15 protein-coding genes and 1 tRNA gene are annotated in these 20,233 nt (G+C 42.6%); 9 read left to right on the forward strand and 7 right to left on the reverse strand.

The features are described 5' to 3' along the window. Nucleotides 1–2: 2 nt before the first annotated feature. The 3 genes from KOLE_RS09175 to KOLE_RS09185 all read left to right on the forward strand — a co-directional run bounded on the left by KOLE_RS09175 (nucleotide 3) and on the right by KOLE_RS09185 (nucleotide 2,090). The gene (locus tag KOLE_RS09175; protein ID WP_015869143.1) at nucleotides 3–461 is read left to right on the forward strand and encodes a DUF5680 domain-containing protein; all 459 of its coding nucleotides are present in this window, start codon (nucleotides 3–5) and stop codon (nucleotides 459–461) included. 82 nt (nucleotides 462–543) lie between these two features. After that, on the forward strand, nucleotides 544–1,335 hold the full coding sequence (locus tag KOLE_RS09180; RefSeq protein ID WP_015869144.1) for a GNAT family N-acetyltransferase: 792 nt from the start codon (nucleotides 544–546) through the stop codon (nucleotides 1,333–1,335). Between the two features lie 74 nt (nucleotides 1,336–1,409). Next, on the forward strand, nucleotides 1,410–2,090 hold the full coding sequence (locus KOLE_RS09185; protein ID WP_015869145.1) for a lipid-binding SYLF domain-containing protein: 681 nt from the start codon (nucleotides 1,410–1,412) through the stop codon (nucleotides 2,088–2,090). Between the two features lie 1,071 nt (nucleotides 2,091–3,161). On the opposite strand, the gene KOLE_RS09190 is transcribed toward KOLE_RS09185, so the two are convergent. Next, a complete protein-coding gene (locus KOLE_RS09190; protein WP_015869146.1) occupies nucleotides 3,162–4,367 on the reverse strand; it encodes a M1 family aminopeptidase in 1,206 nt (401 codons plus the stop codon). A gap of 203 nt (nucleotides 4,368–4,570) precedes the next feature. Here KOLE_RS09190 and KOLE_RS09195 point away from each other — a divergent pair, with 203 nt between their 5' ends. Both KOLE_RS09195 and KOLE_RS09200 read left to right on the forward strand, forming a co-directional pair. Further along, entirely contained in the window at nucleotides 4,571–6,526 is a 1,956-nt protein-coding gene (locus KOLE_RS09195) for a S9 family peptidase (protein ID WP_015869147.1), read from the forward strand. Continuing rightward, complete coding sequence (locus KOLE_RS09200) at nucleotides 6,523–7,548, forward strand: GNAT family N-acetyltransferase (RefSeq protein ID WP_015869148.1); 1,026 nt, start codon at nucleotides 6,523–6,525, stop codon at nucleotides 7,546–7,548. The genes KOLE_RS09195 and KOLE_RS09200 overlap by 4 nt, the downstream gene beginning before the upstream one ends. Nucleotides 7,549–7,584: 36 nt before the next feature. Here the strand turns inward: KOLE_RS09200 and KOLE_RS09205 are convergent. The 4 genes from KOLE_RS09205 to KOLE_RS09220 form a co-directional block, all read right to left on the reverse strand. After that, nucleotides 7,585–7,660, reverse strand: a tRNA-Trp gene (locus KOLE_RS09205). 91 nt (nucleotides 7,661–7,751) lie between these two features. After that, complete coding sequence (locus tag KOLE_RS09210) at nucleotides 7,752–9,038, reverse strand: sigma 54-interacting transcriptional regulator (RefSeq protein WP_015869149.1); 1,287 nt, start codon at nucleotides 9,036–9,038, stop codon at nucleotides 7,752–7,754. Between the two features lie 321 nt (nucleotides 9,039–9,359). Next, nucleotides 9,360–10,544, reverse strand: coding sequence for an ISNCY family transposase (locus tag KOLE_RS09215; RefSeq protein ID WP_015869150.1), 1,185 nt, complete (start codon nucleotides 10,542–10,544; stop codon nucleotides 9,360–9,362). Between the two features lie 185 nt (nucleotides 10,545–10,729). Next, a complete protein-coding gene (locus KOLE_RS09220) occupies nucleotides 10,730–11,914 on the reverse strand; it encodes an ISNCY-like element ISKol11 family transposase (RefSeq protein WP_015868496.1) in 1,185 nt (394 codons plus the stop codon). A 363-nt stretch (nucleotides 11,915–12,277) separates the two neighbouring features. Here KOLE_RS09220 and KOLE_RS09225 point away from each other — a divergent pair, with 363 nt between their 5' ends. The 4 genes from KOLE_RS09225 to KOLE_RS09240 all read left to right on the forward strand — a co-directional run bounded on the left by KOLE_RS09225 (nucleotide 12,278) and on the right by KOLE_RS09240 (nucleotide 17,172). Next, complete coding sequence (locus KOLE_RS09225; protein ID WP_015869151.1) at nucleotides 12,278–13,222, forward strand: asparagine synthetase A; 945 nt, start codon at nucleotides 12,278–12,280, stop codon at nucleotides 13,220–13,222. A 98-nt stretch (nucleotides 13,223–13,320) separates the two neighbouring features. Then, a complete protein-coding gene (locus tag KOLE_RS09230; RefSeq protein WP_015869152.1) occupies nucleotides 13,321–14,163 on the forward strand; it encodes a sulfide/dihydroorotate dehydrogenase-like FAD/NAD-binding protein in 843 nt (280 codons plus the stop codon). Then, a complete protein-coding gene (gltA, locus tag KOLE_RS09235) occupies nucleotides 14,154–15,560 on the forward strand; it encodes an NADPH-dependent glutamate synthase (RefSeq protein ID WP_041288731.1) in 1,407 nt (468 codons plus the stop codon). The genes KOLE_RS09230 and gltA overlap by 10 nt, the downstream gene beginning before the upstream one ends. A gap of 319 nt (nucleotides 15,561–15,879) precedes the next feature. Beyond that, nucleotides 15,880–17,172 carry an IS110-like element ISKol6 family transposase gene (locus KOLE_RS09240; protein ID WP_015869154.1) on the forward strand — a complete coding sequence of 431 codons (1,293 nt, stop codon included), beginning with the start codon at nucleotides 15,880–15,882 and terminating at the stop codon, nucleotides 17,170–17,172. A gap of 340 nt (nucleotides 17,173–17,512) precedes the next feature. On the opposite strand, the gene KOLE_RS09250 is transcribed toward KOLE_RS09240, so the two are convergent. Together KOLE_RS09250 and KOLE_RS09255 are read right to left on the reverse strand one after the other, a co-directional pair. Continuing rightward, the gene (locus KOLE_RS09250; RefSeq protein ID WP_015869157.1) at nucleotides 17,513–18,388 is read right to left on the reverse strand and encodes a DegV family protein; all 876 of its coding nucleotides are present in this window, start codon (nucleotides 18,386–18,388) and stop codon (nucleotides 17,513–17,515) included. A 229-nt stretch (nucleotides 18,389–18,617) separates the two neighbouring features. Next, the gene (locus tag KOLE_RS09255) at nucleotides 18,618–20,120 is read right to left on the reverse strand and encodes a carboxypeptidase M32 (RefSeq protein ID WP_015869158.1); all 1,503 of its coding nucleotides are present in this window, start codon (nucleotides 20,118–20,120) and stop codon (nucleotides 18,618–18,620) included. Between the last annotated feature and the right edge of the window lie 113 nt (nucleotides 20,121–20,233).

Consider the following 20,233-nt stretch of genomic DNA (forward strand, 5'->3'; position numbering starts at 1 on the left):
AGATGAGTGAGATTACGAAAGAATTTATACAGTTTCTCATTAGAGCCAAGCAGAATACATATGCGGGCGATGGGGAAGAATCAGAACCCTCAAGACCATGTTCTAAGGATTTGCATTATCAGGAGGGTGAGTTCTTATATATCGATACTTACTTAGGCAGTTTCGATTTTATAGGGGAAGAAGCAGTCTGGAAGAACGGTAGACCAATTTGGGGAATGAATTACTACGGGAGAATGTTGGTAGATGATATTCCGGAGGGGTTCATCAAATGCTTGAAGGAAGCCTTAAAGAATGTCCCTGCCTCAGCACCTTATCGTGGTCCTGAGACATTCAAATATGGAAGTTTTGAGTATTATTGTGAATGGAAAGGGAATGTCGAATGCTTTGAAGGTAATGAAAAGATATTGTTCGAAGGCAAAATCATATACAAATTGAGCTTTCATGGTGGTACTTTGAAGTAAGTGTAATCTCAGGTGTCGATTCTGGAATGTCGCCAAAACTTAATCAACGGAAATCGGGTTAGATAAATCTGGAGGGAATATTTTGGGAAACAACACTGTTTCTTTTAGTGAAGCACTAAAGTATGTATATCGCAAAGAACCCTGCAGAGTGTTACCGAACGCACTGTGGAAAACGCTGATTAGAATAGGAGATCTGGATTGTTCCTTTGAATTGGACGGAAATGAAGTTACAAAACTTGTAGCGAGAGAAGAAAAAAGATTGTTTGTCTTCTGGAAAAAGAACCCGGGTTTAGACGAGCTGAGCAAAAAAGAGTTGGAACGAATGGATTTCATGGTTATACATGATGAGTACTACCGGCAACTTGATGGCAGGCTTTTTTCTTATACAAAATCTTATTTTAGGATTATCCATGATAATAAAGAAACGTACAATGTGGAATTACCGGCTGGTTTTGCCTTTGAGAATGTGAATATAGCCAGTGAAATTGAAGAGGTTTCGGAATTGATAGGAAGGTGTTATGAAGATATACATCCTGATGTTGAGACAGTCAGGAGCTGGATGAAACATCCTGTGTTCGAAAAGGATTTGTGGGTTTGGGTCATAGATAGGAAAAAGGATACACCGGTAGCTTTAGGTATTGCCGAAATAGATAAAATGATACAGGAAGGATCGCTTGAATGGATTCAGGTTTTGCCCGATTACCAGGGGAAGGGTTTAGGCAGTGCCGTCGTGTTTGAGCTGTTGAACAGACTAAAAAGCCGTGTTGCATTCACTACGGTTTCAGGAGAAGTTGGCAACAAAACCAATCCAGAAAGGCTATACAGGAAGTGCGGGTTTTACGGAAATGATATTTGGTGGGTATTAAGAAAATGAGGTACCAGTTTCTATTGGCGTGAAAGAAGGTGTAGTTTTTTATAGAGAAACAATGAGAGGAAAGAGGTGAGACGATGAGGAAAGCTGTAAATGTGCTGTTAATACTGATCATGGGGGTGATGGTTATGGCATTTTATCCACCGGATGAAAGATTAGAAGATGCTTGTGAGGTCATTAAGGAACTTTCTTCGATGCCTGATAGCGAGGCTTTTGTTGAGCTTCTTAAACGCGCAAAAGGGATAGCGGTATTTCCTAATGTTATAAAAGCAGGATTTGTAGTTGGCGGACAATATGGTGAAGGGTTCCTGTTGAGAAAAGATTCGGAGACCGGCCAATGGTACGGGCCTTTATTCCTTAGGCTCTATAAGATGAGCTATGGGATGCAAGTGGGGGCTCAGTCGATTGGACTTGTACTGCTCATTATGAATGATACGGGGTTTGAAGGGTTTACGAAAGACAACATCACGCTTGGCGGGAGTCTCAGTATTGCTGCCGGGCCCATTGGAAGGAATTTATCCGCGGATGTTGATTATTCTTTGCAGACTATTCTTTCGTATTCGATATCGAAAGGATTCTTTATCGGGTTTACCGTTGAAGGTTCTGTGGTGAAGATCGATAGAAAAGCCATCGAAGAGTATTATGGTGAATACATCTCACCGAAAGCGATATTGAATGAGAAAATTGCTGATTCTTACGAAGTAAACAAGCTGTTGAAACTGATCGAGGATATTACAGGAGAAGGGCAGGCTTTATAAAATAAGGCCGTGGATACGACCGGCTATGTCGGTGATACGAACTCGTTCAGGTAGCGAAGCGACACGAACCGCAAGCGGTTGATATGCGCCTGAGGCGGAAGTGCTGAGCAGCGCTCAGGAGGCTCACGACGTTGACGCTCGCGAGGCTGAGGCTTGCGACGCTGTTGACGGGTAAGCACGCTTCGCATGGGTAAGCCCGGCTGCACCGGGGGTAAGCACTCCTTTCGGAGTGGGTGAAAACTGCTTCGCAGTTGAAAAAGCAGGTCGCTTGCAGAGGCTGACATTCTTTAAAAATCAACGGATAACCGTTATTCTGGAGATGTCCTATCCAGAATCTTAACGCCCCACTGTCATTCTGGAAATGTTTAATCCAGAATCTGGTTTTCAGTACGAGATCCTGAATCGAGTTTAGGATGACGGTTAGGGAACAAGTATCGGGTTAGCAAGGCGATAGGCCCCTATTTGTCATTCTGGAGATGTTCTATCCAGAATCTACTCCACAGACTGTCATTCTGGAGATGTCCTATCCAGAATCTTAACCCCCACCGTCATTCTGGAAATGTTTTATCCAGAATCTTACTCTTCGCCGTCATTCTGGAAATCTCTTATCCAGAATCTGGTTTTCAGTACGAGATCCTGAATCAAGTTCAGGATGACGGGTAGGGGTGTTCGGGATGACATACATACGGCCGACTTGCCTGCTCTATCAACTGCGCAGCAGTTCGCAACAACCACGAAGTGGTTCGAGACAACTCCACAGGAGTTCGTGCCACCGGCGTAGCCGGTCGTAACTGCCTTGTGAGCGTCGCTCCATCAACTGTCAGCGTCTGCAAGCCTCCTGGATGTAGTCCAGCACTTCGCAGCTTAGCTGTTTTCCGCCGCAGGCGTGTGTCAACCGCGAAGCAGTTCGCAACGGGCTTACCCCCAGCGCAGCTGGGCTCACCCACGCGAAGCGTGCTAACCAGCCGCACAGCGGCCCTCTCGGTTCTCGGACTCTCGGACTCTCGATTCTTATCAGGAGTTCGTGTCAATCCCGAAGGGATTCGGAGCGCCGCGCAGCGGCTTTCTCTATTAGCTTTTCAACTCTTTTTCCATAAATTTTGCGGTATCTTCGCCGAACATGTTTTTTACGGTCTTAAAGAATCCATCGGTTGTTTTTATGTTTTTTGCAAGAAGCTCCTTTAGCAGTTTTTTGAAATTATCTGATCCTATCTTTTTCTCAAGTTTATTCAGGATTACCGGGCCTTTTGCGTATAACGTCAGAAATGCTTTCTCGTCGCTTCTGCTCAAACCGTAAATTGGCGGGCAATCGGTTACGGCTTGCCTGTATTTTTCTATTTTCCTTTCAAATTCGGCATTGCCGTATTTTTCTTTATAAAGCAGTAGGGCAGAATACTCGGCGAAGGATTCGTTGAGCCAGTCTTCCCACGTGCTGCTGTCAGCTCCCATCCACCATAGATGAGAAATCTCGTGTGACAGGAATTTGAAATAGTTTTTATCGTCTACATCTTCAAGCGCTACAACCAGCAAGCCGGGTCTGCAGTACCCACCGCCTTCTGACCTTGGTGCGATAACGATGGTGAACTCTTCTACATTGGTTTTTCCAAAGTAATCAAAGCAGGTTTTTATAATAAACCCAAGATGCTTTTCTATCTTCTCCGCGATTTTTTCGCCTTCTATGGAAGCATTATAAATTTTTATGGTCATCCTCCGTTCTCGTACGATTCTCTTTTTGAAGTTTTTGGAAGCCAATATTGTACAATCATTAACCATGTTATCTGATTCCACAATCCAGTATCCGTTTTGTTTCCTGGCTTTTTGCCCCACTACTTCGTAACCATCTTCTATATCCACCCTGATTTGAAAAGCAGCTTTTCTATTTTCTTCAGCAAGTGGGAACCATGGAGAATATAAGCTGATCTCCACCCATTCTTCGTTTATCCTGTTTACTTCATATTTTTTGAGTGTGTTGATTTTTCCGTGGTACTTAAATTGTAATTTGATCACATCACCTTTGTTTTTCTTTTTATTCAAATGGATTTTTATTTGCTTTGATTCCAGTATGAAGGGGCTCCAATTGCTTATTTCGTTGCTTACCGCGTAATCTTTTACGTCTTCTGAAGTTATCTGATCAATGTTTATGTCTTTGTATATATAAAGATTTATTTCTTCGGTTGAATCCTGCAAAACGTAATAGTCCAGGTTCAACAGCGCGTATATTTCCTTATTTTTGGGCACTATTCTTATTTTTCCTTCGTAAAAATTGGTGTTTTCCATTTATATCCCTCGCTTGATCTTTTCAGTCTGATGTTCTGAATGTTTCAAATAGTTGATTTGTTAGTCGTATTATAACGTACCTTATTTTACGCAGTCAAATGCGCTTTGTATTGCCAGATATAGATTCGAAATGATATGAAAGTTCTTATAAAGGAAGGTCATTTGGTAGAATTGAATAAAGCGAATGAGGAGGGATAATAATCGTGGACAGGATTTCTTTGACTGATTTGTATCGTTATGTGAGTTTGGGAAATATAGAGTTTTTGCCGGAGGGAAAGAAATTCATCTTTGTCAGGAAAAGGATGGATAAGAAGCAAAATAAGTATTACAGTGATATCTGGATCATGGATGTTTCAGGGAGAAATCGCCGACAGCTCACATTTGGAAAATTTGATTCTTCTCCAAAAATAAGCCCGGACGGAAAACTTCTAGCATTTACTTCTAAACGTGAGAAGGATTCACAGGGTACAGAACTGTACATCCTTCCCCTTGACGGCGGTGAATCAAAGTTAGTGAAAACCATCGAAGGTGGTGTCCAATCCCTGGAGTGGATTGATAATACAAAACTCGCTTTCGTTTCAGCTGTTAGACCTGACGGAAAAGCCCCCGAAAAAGAACCACCGGAAAAAAAGGTTTATGAAATCGAGAGGATCCCTTTCCTTGGAAACGGTGCAGGGTTTACGGATGGAAGATATGGGCACGCTTTTTTGCTTGATATAAATTCCGGGAAATTAGAACGGCTCACCGAAGGCGAAACGCATGTAAGGGGAGTGTCACCTTCGCCAGATGGGAGAAAACTTGCGGTTGTGATGCTCGATAATCCTGAACAGAGACCTATATGGGCTTCACTGTACGTAATCGACCTAAAAACCCGTGACAGGATACGGTTGTTCAACGATAAGGTTTCGGTAATGTATGCCGAATGGAAGGATAACGATAATCTGTACGCTCTCATAACAGACTTCAAAAAGGGATTTGCTACAAACCCCAAAGTAGCGATTGCGCGAGTACCGACTAAAAGGACAAGAACCATCTTTGATGGTGATCTTTCTTTCTTCAATAGTTTAAACAGCGATGTGAGAGGCGTTGGAGGTAGGCAGATTAGAGTTCACAATGGTTCTTTATATTTCATCACCACAGACGGGCCAAAGGCTGTCATCAAGTCCGTTGACAATAAAGGCAAGCTTAGTACTGTTCTCGATGTTAACGCCAGCATAGATTGTTTTGACATTGCGCCTGACGGGACTATTGTTTTCACGATGATGAATCCCACCTATCCTCTGGAGATTTACAAGAGCAAAAAGGGAAAAATCAGGAAGCTTACGTCATTCAATGGCTGGATTAGAAAGTATCGGTTGTCCGAACCGGAAGGGTTTAAGGTAGAAGCATCGGATGGGAAAGTTATCGATGCATGGATAATGAAACCCGTGGAATTCGAAGAAGGAAAGAAATATCCTACTATTCTTGAGATTCACGGCGGGCCAAAGACAGCCTACGGATACGGCTTCATCCATGAATTCCAGCTGCTTGCTGCTTCCGGTTATGCCGTTCTTTTCTGTAATCCGCGGGGAAGTGACGGTTATGGTTCGGAGTTCGCCGATATACGCGGACATTACGGTGAAAGGGACTTTCAGGATATCATGGAGGTTGTGGAGTACGCTGTAAATAACTTCGATTTTGTGGACGCCGATCGGCTTGGGGTAACAGGCGGTTCTTATGGGGGCTTCATGACCAATTGGATTGTAGGGCATACCGATATTTTCAAAGCTGCGGTAAGCCAGAGGTCAATTTCTAACTTTATATCTTTCTATGGAACCACGGATATCGGCTATTTCTTTGCTGAAGATCAAATAGGCGGCAATTTCTGGGAAAATCTCGAAGGGTACATCAGACAATCTCCCCTTTACTATGCTCCGAATGTGGAAACACCGTTGTTGCTCATCCATTCTCTGGAAGATTACCGCTGTTGGGTACCTGAAGCCATGCAATTTTTTACTGTTCTAAGAAGGCTGGGCAAAGAAGCAAAAATGGTTCTCTTCCCGAAGGAGAACCACGAGCTTTCGAGAAGTGGGTTACCCGTTCACAGGGAAAAAAGATTGAGAGCTATATTGGATTGGTTTGAATCGCACTTGAAGGTTCGCAAGGGGGATACTGAGTGATAATCAGGGAAGCCAGACCGGAAGATAACGCTAAACTTCTCGAAATTGAACGCACTTCAGCTCAAGAGGGGAATGTTTGGTTTACCTCGAATCGAGAAGACTTTTTTGAAAAGATGCGCTACTTTGAAGACGGGTTCATGCTCGTAGCCGAGGATGAGAAAACAGGAGATATCATAGGTTGTGCCGGCGCTGGGTTTGCTGATTACTGGCTCGAAGGACGTAAGCAGAGAGGGGTTTATCTTTTCGGGCTAAGAACAAATCCGAAATACAGGATGAAGGTTGCGCGATGGCTGAAAGCGCTCATTGAGAAGATGGGGGATATTCTGGAAAATTCTGAGGCAGAGTTTGGCTTTGGTTCCGTCAAAGCTGATAATATCCGCTCGATAAAAATATTGCGTCATATGAATCTTTTCGCTGCAAGGACACTGAACTTCTACGTACAGCCTGTTTTGAGAAGAGGTAAGGTAAAAGGACTGGAAATTGATAACGATCCCGAAATTTCTGAACTTCAGGAGTATTACATCAACAGTATGGAAGACCATGATCTGGTTCCTATGGATCTGGATAGAAATTTCTTTCCCAGACTGAAAGAGCAAAAGCGTCTGAAAGTGTACCGTTATAAGAGTGCCTGGGCAGCCGTCTGGGACATTACCGGTGAATACGATGTAGCTATTACCAGATTGTCTAAGAGTTTAAGAGCATTGCAGGTTTCCGTTAGATTTCTTGCTACGCTCGTTCCTTTTGTCAGGATTCCAAAATTGAATGAATTCATACGTTCATGGCATGTTATCATCTTTGAATATCAGGATCTCAAAGATGCTAAAAAACTAGTAAAAGCCATCCACCACGATGCTTGGAATAATCGGATTCATCTTTTGAACTTTGCGGAAGATGCGGAAGTGGATCATATCAAAAAAGCCTTAGGACCTTTTACGATAAAACTTCCCTTTGTGCTTCACACCATTGATAGAAAGCAATCGCGGAAGAATTTTAAGCCCGTTATCTGGCCACCAAGAATATGAGGAATAAAAAAGAGGAGCTTTAGCTCCTCTTTTTTATGGCACGCCCGGAGGGAGTCGAACCCCCAGCCTACGATTTTGGAGACCGCCGCTCTGCCAGTTGAGCTACGGGCGTACACTAATAGATATTATAGACGATTCATTAGAGCTTTTCAAGTAGAGAACATTACGTCCAGTTATACCATTTGTGCTTTAAATAACGAACATCATTTTCTCAATCCGAATTCTGAAAGTAAGTCCCTGATTCTTCTTGGAGTCAGGCCGAACTCTTTTGATAGAAGATTCAAATCGTTTCCAAGAGACTTAAGCCGCTTTTCGAGAATTTTTTTCATGATATTCTTGTGTAAATTTTGCAGAAAATCTTTGTAGGTAATTCCGTTATTTGTGTTTTCAACTATCGCTTCTTCAGCCAGAATGCTTGTATAGGACTCAACATTGTTTTTCACACCCGAATAGAGGATGTTGTTAACCGCGAGATATTCTTCGATCATGTTTAGCAATTCTCTAATATTCCCGGGATAATCGTAGTTGAGAAATCGCTGTTTTAACTCCCGGGGTAAACTTTCAAAACGCAGTAGATAACCCTTCGACTCGAGTATCCTGTCGAATATATAAGGAATGTCCGTCTTTCTTTCCCTTAATGGAGGAAGTTCGACCTTTATTGCGGAAAGCCTGAAACGCAGGTCATTCCTTAGAACGTTGTCTTCAGTTCTATTTGTGGCGGTGATGAAGCGGACATCGACCTTTTTTGGCTTTGTCGAACCGATTTTGAAAAACTCGCGATTTTCGGTGACGCTCAATATTTTGGCCTGAAGATTCAAAGGCATATCTCCGATTTCATCGAGGAACAACGTTCCGGTGTTGGCCAGTTCAATCAACCCCGTCTTTTCGCTTGTAGCTCCTGTAAAAGCACCTTTTTTGTAGCCGAAGAGCTCGCTTTCGAGTAATGTATCCGGAATTGCGGCACAGTTGAGTGAGTAGAAAGGTTTATCCCATCTGGGAGATAAATTGGCTATGGTTTCGGCTAAGAGGTTTTTTCCTGTTCCTGTTTCACCGAGTATCATGAAGCTTCCATCATAAAACATGGAGAGTATGAGCATTTTCTTTAGTTCCACAATTTTTTCGCTTTTGCCGACTATTCTTGAGAGTTGTTTTTCAATTTTTTTCATTACATCTTCGGCTATTTGTCTTGGACTCTTATAACTTCCGATAACGCGGTAATATCCTTTGAATTCATGAAATTCCTGCGAATAACCCTTGATCAGAAAAACTCGTATGGGGTTATTGTTGACGAGAATGATATTGGTAAAGGCATAGAGCCAATCCTTTACTATATCCTGTAATTGTTTCGTGCCGTCTATAAACAGGATGGTAGGAATTTCTTTGCCGAGTCCAATCAGATAGTCAAAATCCACGTCATAGAGACTATTAAAATGCTCAAAAGCACTAATTCCATCCAGTGATTCTCCAATTGTTATTGCTCTGTAATACATATTCTTTTCCTCCATAAGGAAATTGATTTCACACAATTTATTATACAACGACTGCATGGGATTTCTTACGTTAAGTGCTAATATATCTTTTAAGTTGGTGTAGATATACAGCGGCGCCTTGCGGAAGATTTTTGAAATTCGCTTCTTAGCTGGCATAACTTTGTATGTAATTAATCGAAATGTTAACACTCCCTTCCATATCCCCCGTTACCCCCTGGTGGCTGCCACCTCCGCAGCCACTATTTTTTATGAGGCAACTCGCCCCCGTAATGCCTCAAAAATAAATCTACTTGAAATAGGATGGATGCCTCAAAATAGAATCTACTTGAAATTGAGAGGGACATAGTTGAGGATCCCTCCTTTCGATTTATCAATCTGGATGTTCACTAATTGTTCTTGGAAATGAGTTATTATACTCTTGAGTTTGTAAATGTCTAGGGCTTCGTGTTGTTTGCGAAGCCTGTCTTTTGTATTTTGGTCAACCCAGGGTGATTGCATGATCCTTTCGTATGGTGTAGTAGGGCGGTCGTATTTTTTGCTTACCTTGTTTCCTTTTCTAATTTTCTCAATGATTTTCTGATTTGGCTGAAAATGATTATTGTACAGATTCAGAGACGCATACAACTCCTTTAGTATTTGGAATTCTTCCTCTGTGTCGTATCTGTAATATCCAACGGCTCTTCTTACAACAGACCAGTTCTTTTGTTCGACATGACAATTATCATTCTTGTTGTAACTCCGGGTTCTGGTGAATAGAAGCCCTTCATCTTCACAATAACGGTATATGTGTCTATTAATAAATTCTGATCCGTTATCTGAGTGAATACCTAATAAAGTGAAGGGAAGCGTTTTCCTCAACTGAATTATAGCTTTTAATGTCCAAATTTGCGCTTTGTTTCTTATTGGTGCCACTACACTCCAACCACTTGCTACATCTACCATGTTGAGGCTGTAGCAAAAATCACCACTTACACTCCCTCCATCATGCCCAATGAGGTCAACCTCAACAAAGCCTGGTCTTGTATCGTCCCACTCGTAATGTGTTTTTATTCGTATGTGCTTTTTCAGAAGAGTTCCGGGCTTTGTATGAGACCGTCCTTTGAGTTCCATCTTTTTCCTCTCGCTGGATAACAATCTGTCGATAGTGGAAGCACTTATATTAAGAAGCTTCCTTTTTGTTTCTTCAGTCAATGTTAGATGCCCATTGCGAACAAGATTATCTATTACTTCACCCATCACTGCTTCGAGCCTTTTACCACACGGGAAATCCATTATCTCCCATATCCTCACGAGTTTCACGAAGACTTTGTGATCATATTTTTTCTTTCGACCCTTTTTCTGGCTGGGTGAGGTTGTCTTTCGCTTTTTTGAAGCTCCTCGTAGTAAAAACGATGCATAACTACGATTATATTTGGTAACTCGGGTGAACTCTTCTAGAATTTCGGATTTTTCCTTTTTGCGAGCTTTCCTGTACCTTTTTGAATAATCTTCCACCACATTTTTCATATCTAACCTCTTCATCTTCTCGCCTACCTTCCCGGGTATTCGAGAAGATTATCCCTCTTTTTTGAGTAGATTTATTTTTGACGCAACGTTCCCTTTTCGAGTAGATTTTTTTTGAAGCAATTCGCCCTCCGTAATGCCTCAAAAATAAATCTACTTGAAATAGATTGGATGCCTCAAAATAGAATCTACTTGAAATTGAGAGGGACATAGTTGAGGATCCCTCCTTTCGATTTGTCAATCTGGATGCTCAGTAATTGCTCTTGCAAATGTGTTATTATACTCTTGAGTTTGTAAATGTCTAGGGCTTCGTGTTGTCTGCGAAGCCTGTCTTTTTTATCTTGGTCAACCCAGGGAGATCGCATGATCCTTTCGTATGGTGTAGTAGGACGGTCGTATTTCTTGCTTACCTTGTTTCCTTTTCTAATTTTCTCAACGATTTTCTGATTTGGCTGAAAATGATTATTGTACAGATTCAGCGACGCGTACAACTCCTTCAGTATTTGGAATTCTTCCTCTGTATCGTATCTGTAATATCCAACGGCTCTTCTTACAACAGACCAGTTCTTTTGTTCGACATGACAATTATCATTCTTGTTGTAACTCCGGGTTCTGGTGAATAGAAGCCCTTCATCTTCACAATAACGGTATAGGTGTCTGTTAATGAATTCTGATCCGTTATCTGAGTGAATACCTAATAAAGTGAAAGGAAGCGTTTTCCTCAACTGAATTATAGCTTTTAATGTCCAGATTTGCGCTTTGTTTCTTATTGGTGCCACTACACTCCAACCACTTGCTACATCTACCATGTTGAGGCTGTAGCAAAAATCACCACTTACACTCCCGCCATCATGCCCAACGAGATCAATCTCAACAAAGCCTGGTCTTGTATCGTCCCACTCGTAATGTGTTTTTATTCGTATGTGCTTTTTCAGAAGAGTTCCGGGTTTTGTATGAGATCGTCCTTTGAGTTCCATCTTTTTCCTCTCGCTGGTTAACAATCTATCGATAGTGGAAGCACTTATATTAAGAAGCTTCCTCTTTGTTTCTTCAGTCAATGTTAGATGCCCATTACGAACAAGATTATCTATTACTTCGTCCATCACTGCTTCGAGCCTTTTACCACACGGAAAATCCATTATCTCCCATATCTTCACGAGTTTCACGAAGACTTTACGATCATATTTTTTCTTTCGGCCTTTTTTCTTGCTGGGTGAGGTTGTCTTTCGCTTTTTCAAGGCTCCTCGTAGTAAAAACGATGCGTAACTACGATTATACTTGGTAACTCGGGTGAATTCATCTAGAATCTCGGATTTTTCTTTTTTGCGAGCTTTTCTGTACCTTTTTGAATAATCTTCCACCACATTTTTCATATCTAACCTCTTCATCTTCTCGCCTACCTTCTTTGGTATTCGAGAAGATTATCCCTCTTTTTCGAGTAGATTTATTTTTGACGCAACGTTCCCTTTTCGAGTAGATTTTTTTTGAAGCAATTCGCCCTCTTGACATTTTACCTTTGATTCTGGTAATATCGGTTCAAAGAAATTCGTGAAGGAGAATTGTGATGAGAGAGATTCTTATTGTAAGTATAAGTGCACAAATATTCGAAAATTCCAATAACAATAATAATTTCAAGCGCCGGCTCCGGTGCTAAGTGCTGTTTTTGCACATAAAGAGCCGGCACCTATTGTTGGGTGCCGGCTTTTTTTATATACACTTAAAGGAGGCGAGGTTTAATGATGAAAGGTTGTTCAGACCGTCTTGAAATGGTGAGAAGTTATTTAGTGGACGAAACTTACAGAGACGCGTTATTAGTCCAGAGCGAACTTTTGAAAGGCTTGAGGGAAACTCTTGACGCCAAAGGTTTTGTCGAAATTCTTCCTGTTATTCTCTCTCCCATTACCGATCCGCTGAACCACGAGGTGTTTGACGCCAGTGTGGAATACTACGGCCAGAATTATGCTGTAACGAAATCTATGATACTTCACAAACAGATAAGTGTTCTTGTACACGAAAAGATATACAGCGTATCGCCGAATGTTCGTCTCGAAACAGCCGATAAGGCAGATTCAGGCCGACACCTTTTTGAATTTGTGCAGCTGGATATGGAAGTCGCCGGAGCTTCCAGGGACGAGATAATGGATGTAATGGAAGATGCAATAATCTATGCGATAAGAAATGTTTTGTCTAAATATCCATGGGTTAAAGAGAAATACCATCCGACATTGAAAGTTCCCGCAAAACCTTTCAAAAGGATAACGGTGAAAGAAGCGGTGGAAAAGTATGGAGAAGCTTTTGAAAGTGGTCTTTCAAAGGATATTGATGAACCTGTCTGGCTCATAGACATTCCGTTGCTCAACAGAGAATTCTACGATAAACAGGACCCGGAAAGACCGGATGTGTTGCTTGATTTTGATCTTATATATCCTGAAGGTTTCGGTGAAGGAATATCGGGTGGAGAAAGGGAACACGAATATGAACAGATAATCAGGAGAATGAAATTAAAGGGAACGAGCCCGGAAGAATATACGGACTATCTTGAACTGGCAAAACAGGGGGTTTTAAAACCGTCTGCCGGTTGCGGGATAGGTATAGAAAGATTTACAAGGTACGTTATGGGACTTGAACACGTGCGGCAGACGAGACTTTTCGCCAAAGTTCCGGGAGAAAGCGCACTTTAATCCTGCGATGAAAAAATTTTAGGAGATTCTACGATGTTTTTTCAAAACCCTCCGGGGCTGCTATTATAGGAATGAGCCCATAGAAAGGTGGGAAAAGTATGGCGCACAGAATTCTCCGGAAAAGAAAGCTAGCCCCGGGGGTTTATGAATTCTGGATAGAACATGAACAGATTTCAAAATATGCTAAGCCGGGTCAATTTCTAATTATTCGATCGAATGAAAAAGGCGAGCGAATTCCTTTAACCATTGTGGAGGCTTCAAAAAACGCTGTACGAGTCATAGTTAAATGCATAGGAAAATCCACCTACATGATGGCAATGATGAACGAAGGAGATGAATTTCTGGATGTTGTCGGCCCTCTCGGCAATCCAAGCGAAATAGATTACTATGGGCATGTAACTGTCATAGGTGGAGGTGTCGGGATAGCTCCCCTTCTTCCTATAACGAGAGCTCTTAAGAAGGCAAAAAATCGGATAACAGCGATACTTGGGGCAGCAACGGCTGAGCAATTGATCCTGAAAGATGAGTTTGAAGAAACGGTGGATAATCTTATCCTTACGACGGATGATGGAACTTTTGGTAAGAAAGGGCTCGTAACGGAGAGACTCGAAGAATTAATAGCTTCGGGTGACAAACCCGACATTATCTGGGCGATAGGTCCTACGGTGATGATGAAGTTTGTTTCCCTTATCGCAGCGAGAGAAAATATTCTTTGCTGGGCTTCGCTTAATCCCATTATGGTCGATGGAACCGGAATGTGCGGAGCCTGCAGGGTGGAAGTTGACGGCCATATGAAGTTCGCGTGTGTAGATGGTCCGGAATTTGATGGAAGGAAGGTCAACTGGAACGAATTGATAAAACGCCAGCATCAATACATGGAAGAAGAAAGAAAAGCGCTTGAGGCTTTTAAGAAAAAGGCTGGTGATCTCTCATGGCTGTGAGCAGACCCAAGAAAGTTCCGATGCCTGAATTACCACCACACGAAAGAATAGTGTCTTTTAAAGAAGTTGCTTTAGGGTACACAGAAGAGCAGGCTGTTGTAGAAGCCCAGCGTTGCCTTCAGTGTAAAGTACCACTGTGTATTCAAGGATGCCCCGTTGGTATTGATATTCCCGGATTCATCCGAGCCATAAGCGAAAGGGATTTTGACAGTGGAATAAAGATATTAAAGGATAGCAACAGCTTACCCGCGATCACAGGGAGAGTATGTCCACAGGAAAAGCAATGTGAGGCAAAATGCGTGCTTGGAAAGATCAAAGGGACTGAACCGGTAGCCATAGGCAGGATGGAGAGGTTTCTGGCGGATATGGATCTCAAAGCCTGCCCTAAATCGGTGCAACGGGTGAGGAAAAACAAAGGTAATGTGGCGGTTATCGGAGCGGGGCCCGCGGGACTTACCGTTGCCGGCGACCTGGCGAAACTCGGATATGAGGTAACGGTTTTTGAGGCTTTTCACAAGGCCGGTGGAGTGCTTGTTTATGGAATCCCGGAATTCAGGCTTCCAAAAGATATAGTACAGAAGGAAGTCGAGTATGTTCAATCGCTGGGAGTCAAATTTGTTTACAATCAAATCATCGGAAGAACTATTCCTTTTGAAGAATTGAGGAATGAGTATGACGCTATATTTATAGGCATCGGTGCCGGGGCACCAAGATTCATGGGGATACCCGGTTCGAATCTCAATAACATATACTCGGCCAGTGAATTTCTGACACGTGTTAACTTAATGAGGGCAAACCGGTTTCCTGAGTACGATACACCCGTTAAGATTTCCGATAGGGTTGCGGTTATCGGTGCAGGGAACGTCTCCATGGATGCCGCAAGGACAGCCAAAAGGCTCGGTGCAAAAGAGGTTACCATAATCTACCGCAGGAGTGAAGCCGAAATGCCTGCAAGGCTTGAAGAATATCACCATGCCCTTGAAGAAGAGATAAAATTCTTCTGGCTAACACAACCGGTGGAATACATTGGCGACATAAACAACAATGTCAGGAAAATGAGATGTGTCAGGATGGAATTGGGATCTCCGGATGAATCAGGTCGAAGAAGACCGATTCCCATTGAGGGATCGGAGTTCGAGATAGAGATCGATCTTGTCATAGAAGCCATAGGCCAAAAAGCCAATGCTGTTTTGAAAACAGGCTTTCCGGGATTGAAACTCAATCGTTGGGGTTATATCGATGCTGATCCCGAGACAGGTCAGACCAATCTTGAAGGCGTTTTTGCAGGAGGCGACATAGTAACAGGAGCCGCAACGGTTATAGAAGCCATGGGTGCGGGGAAAAAGGCTGCTAAGGCGATTGGGGAGTATCTGCTGAAAGCCAGCAAAGCTGGCTGAAGTGCTGGACTACGTCCAGGAGGCTCACGACGTTGTCAGTTGATGGAGCGATGCGAACCGCAAGCGGTTGTCACGAACTCCTGGTAAGAATCGAGAGTCCGAGAGTCCGAGAACCGATGTAGGAGTAAAATAAAGGAGGCAGTCAGGAGGAAGAGAGGAACAGAGAACCGATCCGCCATAAGAGCGACTGCTTCTCACACTCCCTCTTCCATCCTGGGAGTACTAGAGGATCAATAGTAGGATATCGGGGGAAACCCAGGAACGCTACATCGATTAACCTGTACTCATTGACTGCACAATGTTTTTTGGAGGAATCAGTATGGATATTGTGGGAATTGACTGGTCGTGGAATTTTCACACCTGCTATTCTATCGAACAGGATAAGGTTTTTAAGATCAAGGATGGTATAGCGGGGTATGAGAAGTTGTTGAAGATGGTATCAGAAGACGCTGTTTTCGTCATTGAGGAAAGTTTTAATCGTTTGGGAGATTTCTTGCTATCCAGAGGGAAAGAGGTTTATCTCCTGCCACCAAAAAGGTCAAAGGAAGCCAGAGGCTATCATTCGAACGGCGTGAAGACAGATTCAACAGATGCCAGGTGTATCGCCCTTACCTACAAAGAACACCCGGAATATTGTATCAAGGCAACACATGACGAACTCGGCATGCTTTTCAGGGAATTATTGAGGCATTACAGGTACTATACCGACATGTCCTCAAGACTTAAGAACAAACTTCAAAACGAACTTCATAATTATTTCCCTGAATATGCTAGGGTGATGGGTAATTCTTGGACAGATTGTGACGGGAGGATATTCCTGCTCACCATATGCCCGGATGTAACCGAACTCAGGAAGATTTCTGACAAGGAGATAAATAGACATTTCAAAGCGAATCATCTACGCTACACATCCTCATTGAAAAGAAAGGTCAAAGAACTCAGGGAAAAAGCCATTGACTGGGGCATGTCGAAATACACCAGGGACATGATCGCGAATGTTGCCACACAACTTCTGGAAGCAAAAAGAGAGAAAAAGAAAATAACAAAAGAGATGGAGAAAGAACTACGTAAATCGAAATACAACATAATACTGACGCTCCCGGGTGTTGGAGTAGCTACAGGAATGGCATTAGTAACAGCATTTCTTACACACGAATTCAAAAATTACAGGGATTTCCAGAAGTATTGTGGAACTATGCCAATAGTATCCCAGAGTGGTAATTTTCGCATGTGCAGGATGAGGAAAAACTGTGACAAGAAACTCAGAGGCATTCTCCATATGATGGCGATAAACGCGAAGAAATGCGGAGCATGGATGAAAGGCTACTATGACAAGAAGACAAATAAAGAGGGCAAGAAACCATCTCTTGCCCTCAGAGCATTGGCGAACATCCTCGTCAAGATAGCCTTCGCCATGCTAAGAAACCTAAAAGCCTACGATGAGGAACTCTTCCTTTCCTCACGTGGGAACAAGAGTCCTCGGTTAAATTATACAACAAGAAATAGCATACCGGGGACTAAAAAAATGAAGAAAGAAAAGTTATCCCTGCCTGTCTCTGTTGCTCAAACCAACTGCCATTTGGGAACAGTTTCAGGTAGTCTGTCTCCTTGACTTGACATAGTAGGTGAGAGGGCCGCTGTGCGGCTGGTGAGCACGCTGCGCGTGGGTGAGCCCAGCTGCGCTGGGGGTGGGCCTGACTACGTCAGGGGTGAGCACTCCTTCGGAGTGGGTGAAAACTGCTTCGCGGTTGAAAAAGCAGGTCGCTTGCAGACGCTGTATCTGGCTTCGCCGGGGCTATGCTGGGCTTACGCCCAGGCTATGCGTGACTTCGTCACGGCTATGCGCAACTACGTTGCGGCTCTAAAAACGAGAACCGGTAACTGAGATCCGGTAGCCGCGTAGCGTCCATCTCGGTCTCTCGGTTTCTCGGACTCTCGTGTTTTGGATTCCGTCAATCCTTCCTCCAGTAAAGCCCGAAACCAGCGGTTCCCGGGCCTACGTGGGTGGAGATGACTTTTCCCATGTAGGATACGTCTATCGGGGATCTGACGTTATAAATTTTCTTAAGAGCTTCTTCAAGAGGTCCGATGCCTTCTTCGTTGTCAGCGTGTACCAGTATCACGTCAACCGATGAACCCTCCGGTACTTCCTCGATGATCTTTTCTATAAGCGTCTTCTGTGCCTTTTTGCTGCCTCTGACTTTTTTGAAGGGGATCATTTCACCTGTTTTGTGATCGATGTATATTCCAACATTTATGCTTAAGAGATTTCCGACAAAGCCTTGAAATTTTGAAACCCTTCCACCTTTAACAAGATAATCGAAGTTGGAAACGTAAAATACCGCGTGAAACCTTCCTGAAGCTATTTCGTTTTCAAGGAGTTTTCCAACTTCTTCAACGTTTTTCCCTTCGTTCAGGAGTTCACGAGCACGCATAGCGACAAGGGCGTTTACTCCACTTGCTTTTTTGGTGTCAACAACGCGTATCGGTATGTCTATCTCTCTTGAAGCGAGGGTCGCTGAATTAAAGGTTCCTGACATGGCCGTTGAAATACAGAGTACCAGTATTTCATCGTATCCACGATTTTTGGCTTCTTGATATATCTCAAGAAATTCTGCCGGCGAAGGTTGGGAGGATACGGGAAGTTTATCTGTCTCTCTGAGTTTTTTCCAGTATTCCTTCAAGTCTTTAAGTTCTCTGGTATCATCGTCTTCTTTATCTCCATTTGGCCATGTGATGTGAAGTGGAACTATGGAAACATCATATTTTTCAAGCCATTCTTTTGGAATATCACCTGTACTATCTAAAAGGATTTTTACTTTTTTCATTTTTATACTCCTCCATTCCATTTTTCATTCTTCAAAGTTGGTTTCAAAATCTATTTTAACGCTTATTTGTGATTTTTGCTAACGCACCTTGTAAAACACGGTTAATGTGAATTCATAGATACGATTCCTCATAAGAAAATAGCCGGTAGGGCACAACAAATACTAACATTTTTTATGCCCTACCGGACAATATTTAATAATTATAACGGGCTTTGTTTCTTAAATAGACTTATATCTCGTATATCTTTGTGTATTTTTCTTTTATATAGCGAATAAAATATTCGGGATTTAATTCTTCACCTGTACTGATTTTGATGAGCTCTTCAGGAAGATATTTTTTTCCATGACGATGAATGTTTTCCCGCAACCATTCTATGAGAACAGCGACGTTTCCTTTCTCAATGTTTTTTCTGAGTTTTGGGATTTCTTCTTCGGCTTTGGCAAAGAGTTGCGCCGCGTAAAGGTTACCCAACATATAGGATGGGAAATATCCTATCATTCCATTGGCCCAATGAACATCTTGAAGGACACCTTCGGCATCATTCTGAGGTTCTATTCCAAGATATTCTTTGATCTTTTCGTTCCACGCTCTTGGGAGGTCTTTAACTTCAAGGGATTTGTTTAGCATCGCCTCTTCCAGTTCGAATCTGAGCATTATGTGGAAGTTGTAGGTAACTTCATCGGCTTCGATACGGATGAGTGAGGGTTCAACGTGGTTTATGGCACGGTAGAATCTGTCCAGCGAAACCCTTCCAAATTGTTTCGGGAAAACCTTTTTTATTTCAGGATAGAAGAATTTGAGAAATTCGTAGCTTCGTGCGACCATATTCTCCATCATTCGGGATTGAGATTCGTGGATTCCTAGAGATACTGCTCCATATATGGGAGTATATTTGAACTCTTCAGGAAGTCCTTGTTCGTATAGCGCGTGACCGCCTTCATGGAATGTCCCGTACAGAGACGGTTGTAGAAAGTGCGGATCATACTTTGTGGTGACTCTTACATCGCCGGCACCAAGGCTTATGGTAAATGGATGAACGGTTTCATCCAGGCGGCCGGCTTCAAAATCATACCCGATAGCTTTGAGTGCTCTTATAGAAAGTTTTTCCTGTGCCTTTTTCCCGAATCGGCCGTATAGAATTGAAGGATCGGTTTTTCCTTTCTGTTCAATTATTTCCCGTAGGAATGGGATGAGTTCCGCTTTCAATGTCTCTATGATTTTCTTTAGTTTTCTGGTTGTTATCCCCGGTTCATATTTATCTAATAGAGCATCATAAGGATTTTCTTTATAACCGTAGAGTTCTGCCATTTCGCGCAACATTTCAAGGAGTTCTTCAAGATAGGGTTGGAAGCTTTTGAAATCGTTGTTTTTCTTTGCCTGTTCCCAGACGGTTTCGCTCTTTGAAGCGGTAATGGTGAATTTCTGAAAGAGTTCCGGCGGAATGGCTTTTGCTTTTTCATATTCCCGCTTTGCGATTCTGACCATTGCTTTTTCGTTTTCGTCTAAACGGTTGAAGTTATCTTCTTTTTCGAGTTCCCTGATTATTTCACCCGTTTCGTCCGATATGAATTTTTTGAAAGCTATCGTAGAAAGGTATCCGATTGCTTCTGATCTTGTTCCGGCACTTTTTGGTGGCATGTAGGTTCTCTGGTCCCAGGCCATTGTTGCAACGGCTGCATTAATGAGTTCCAACTCTTTAGACAATGCTTTTAGTTTTTCCAAGGCGTCCACTCATTTCCCTCCTTTGAATCATTTGATTCGGTGTGAAAAGTTTAGAAGATATGATTCGGTGTGGTGAATGATTAGGTTTTGTACAATTTAATCTACGCTCATTAATTATAGCA

Origin of the sequence: Kosmotoga olearia TBF 19.5.1, from assembly GCF_000023325.1 — a bacterium.
Classification (GTDB): domain Bacteria; phylum Thermotogota; class Thermotogae; order Petrotogales; family Kosmotogaceae; genus Kosmotoga; species Kosmotoga olearia.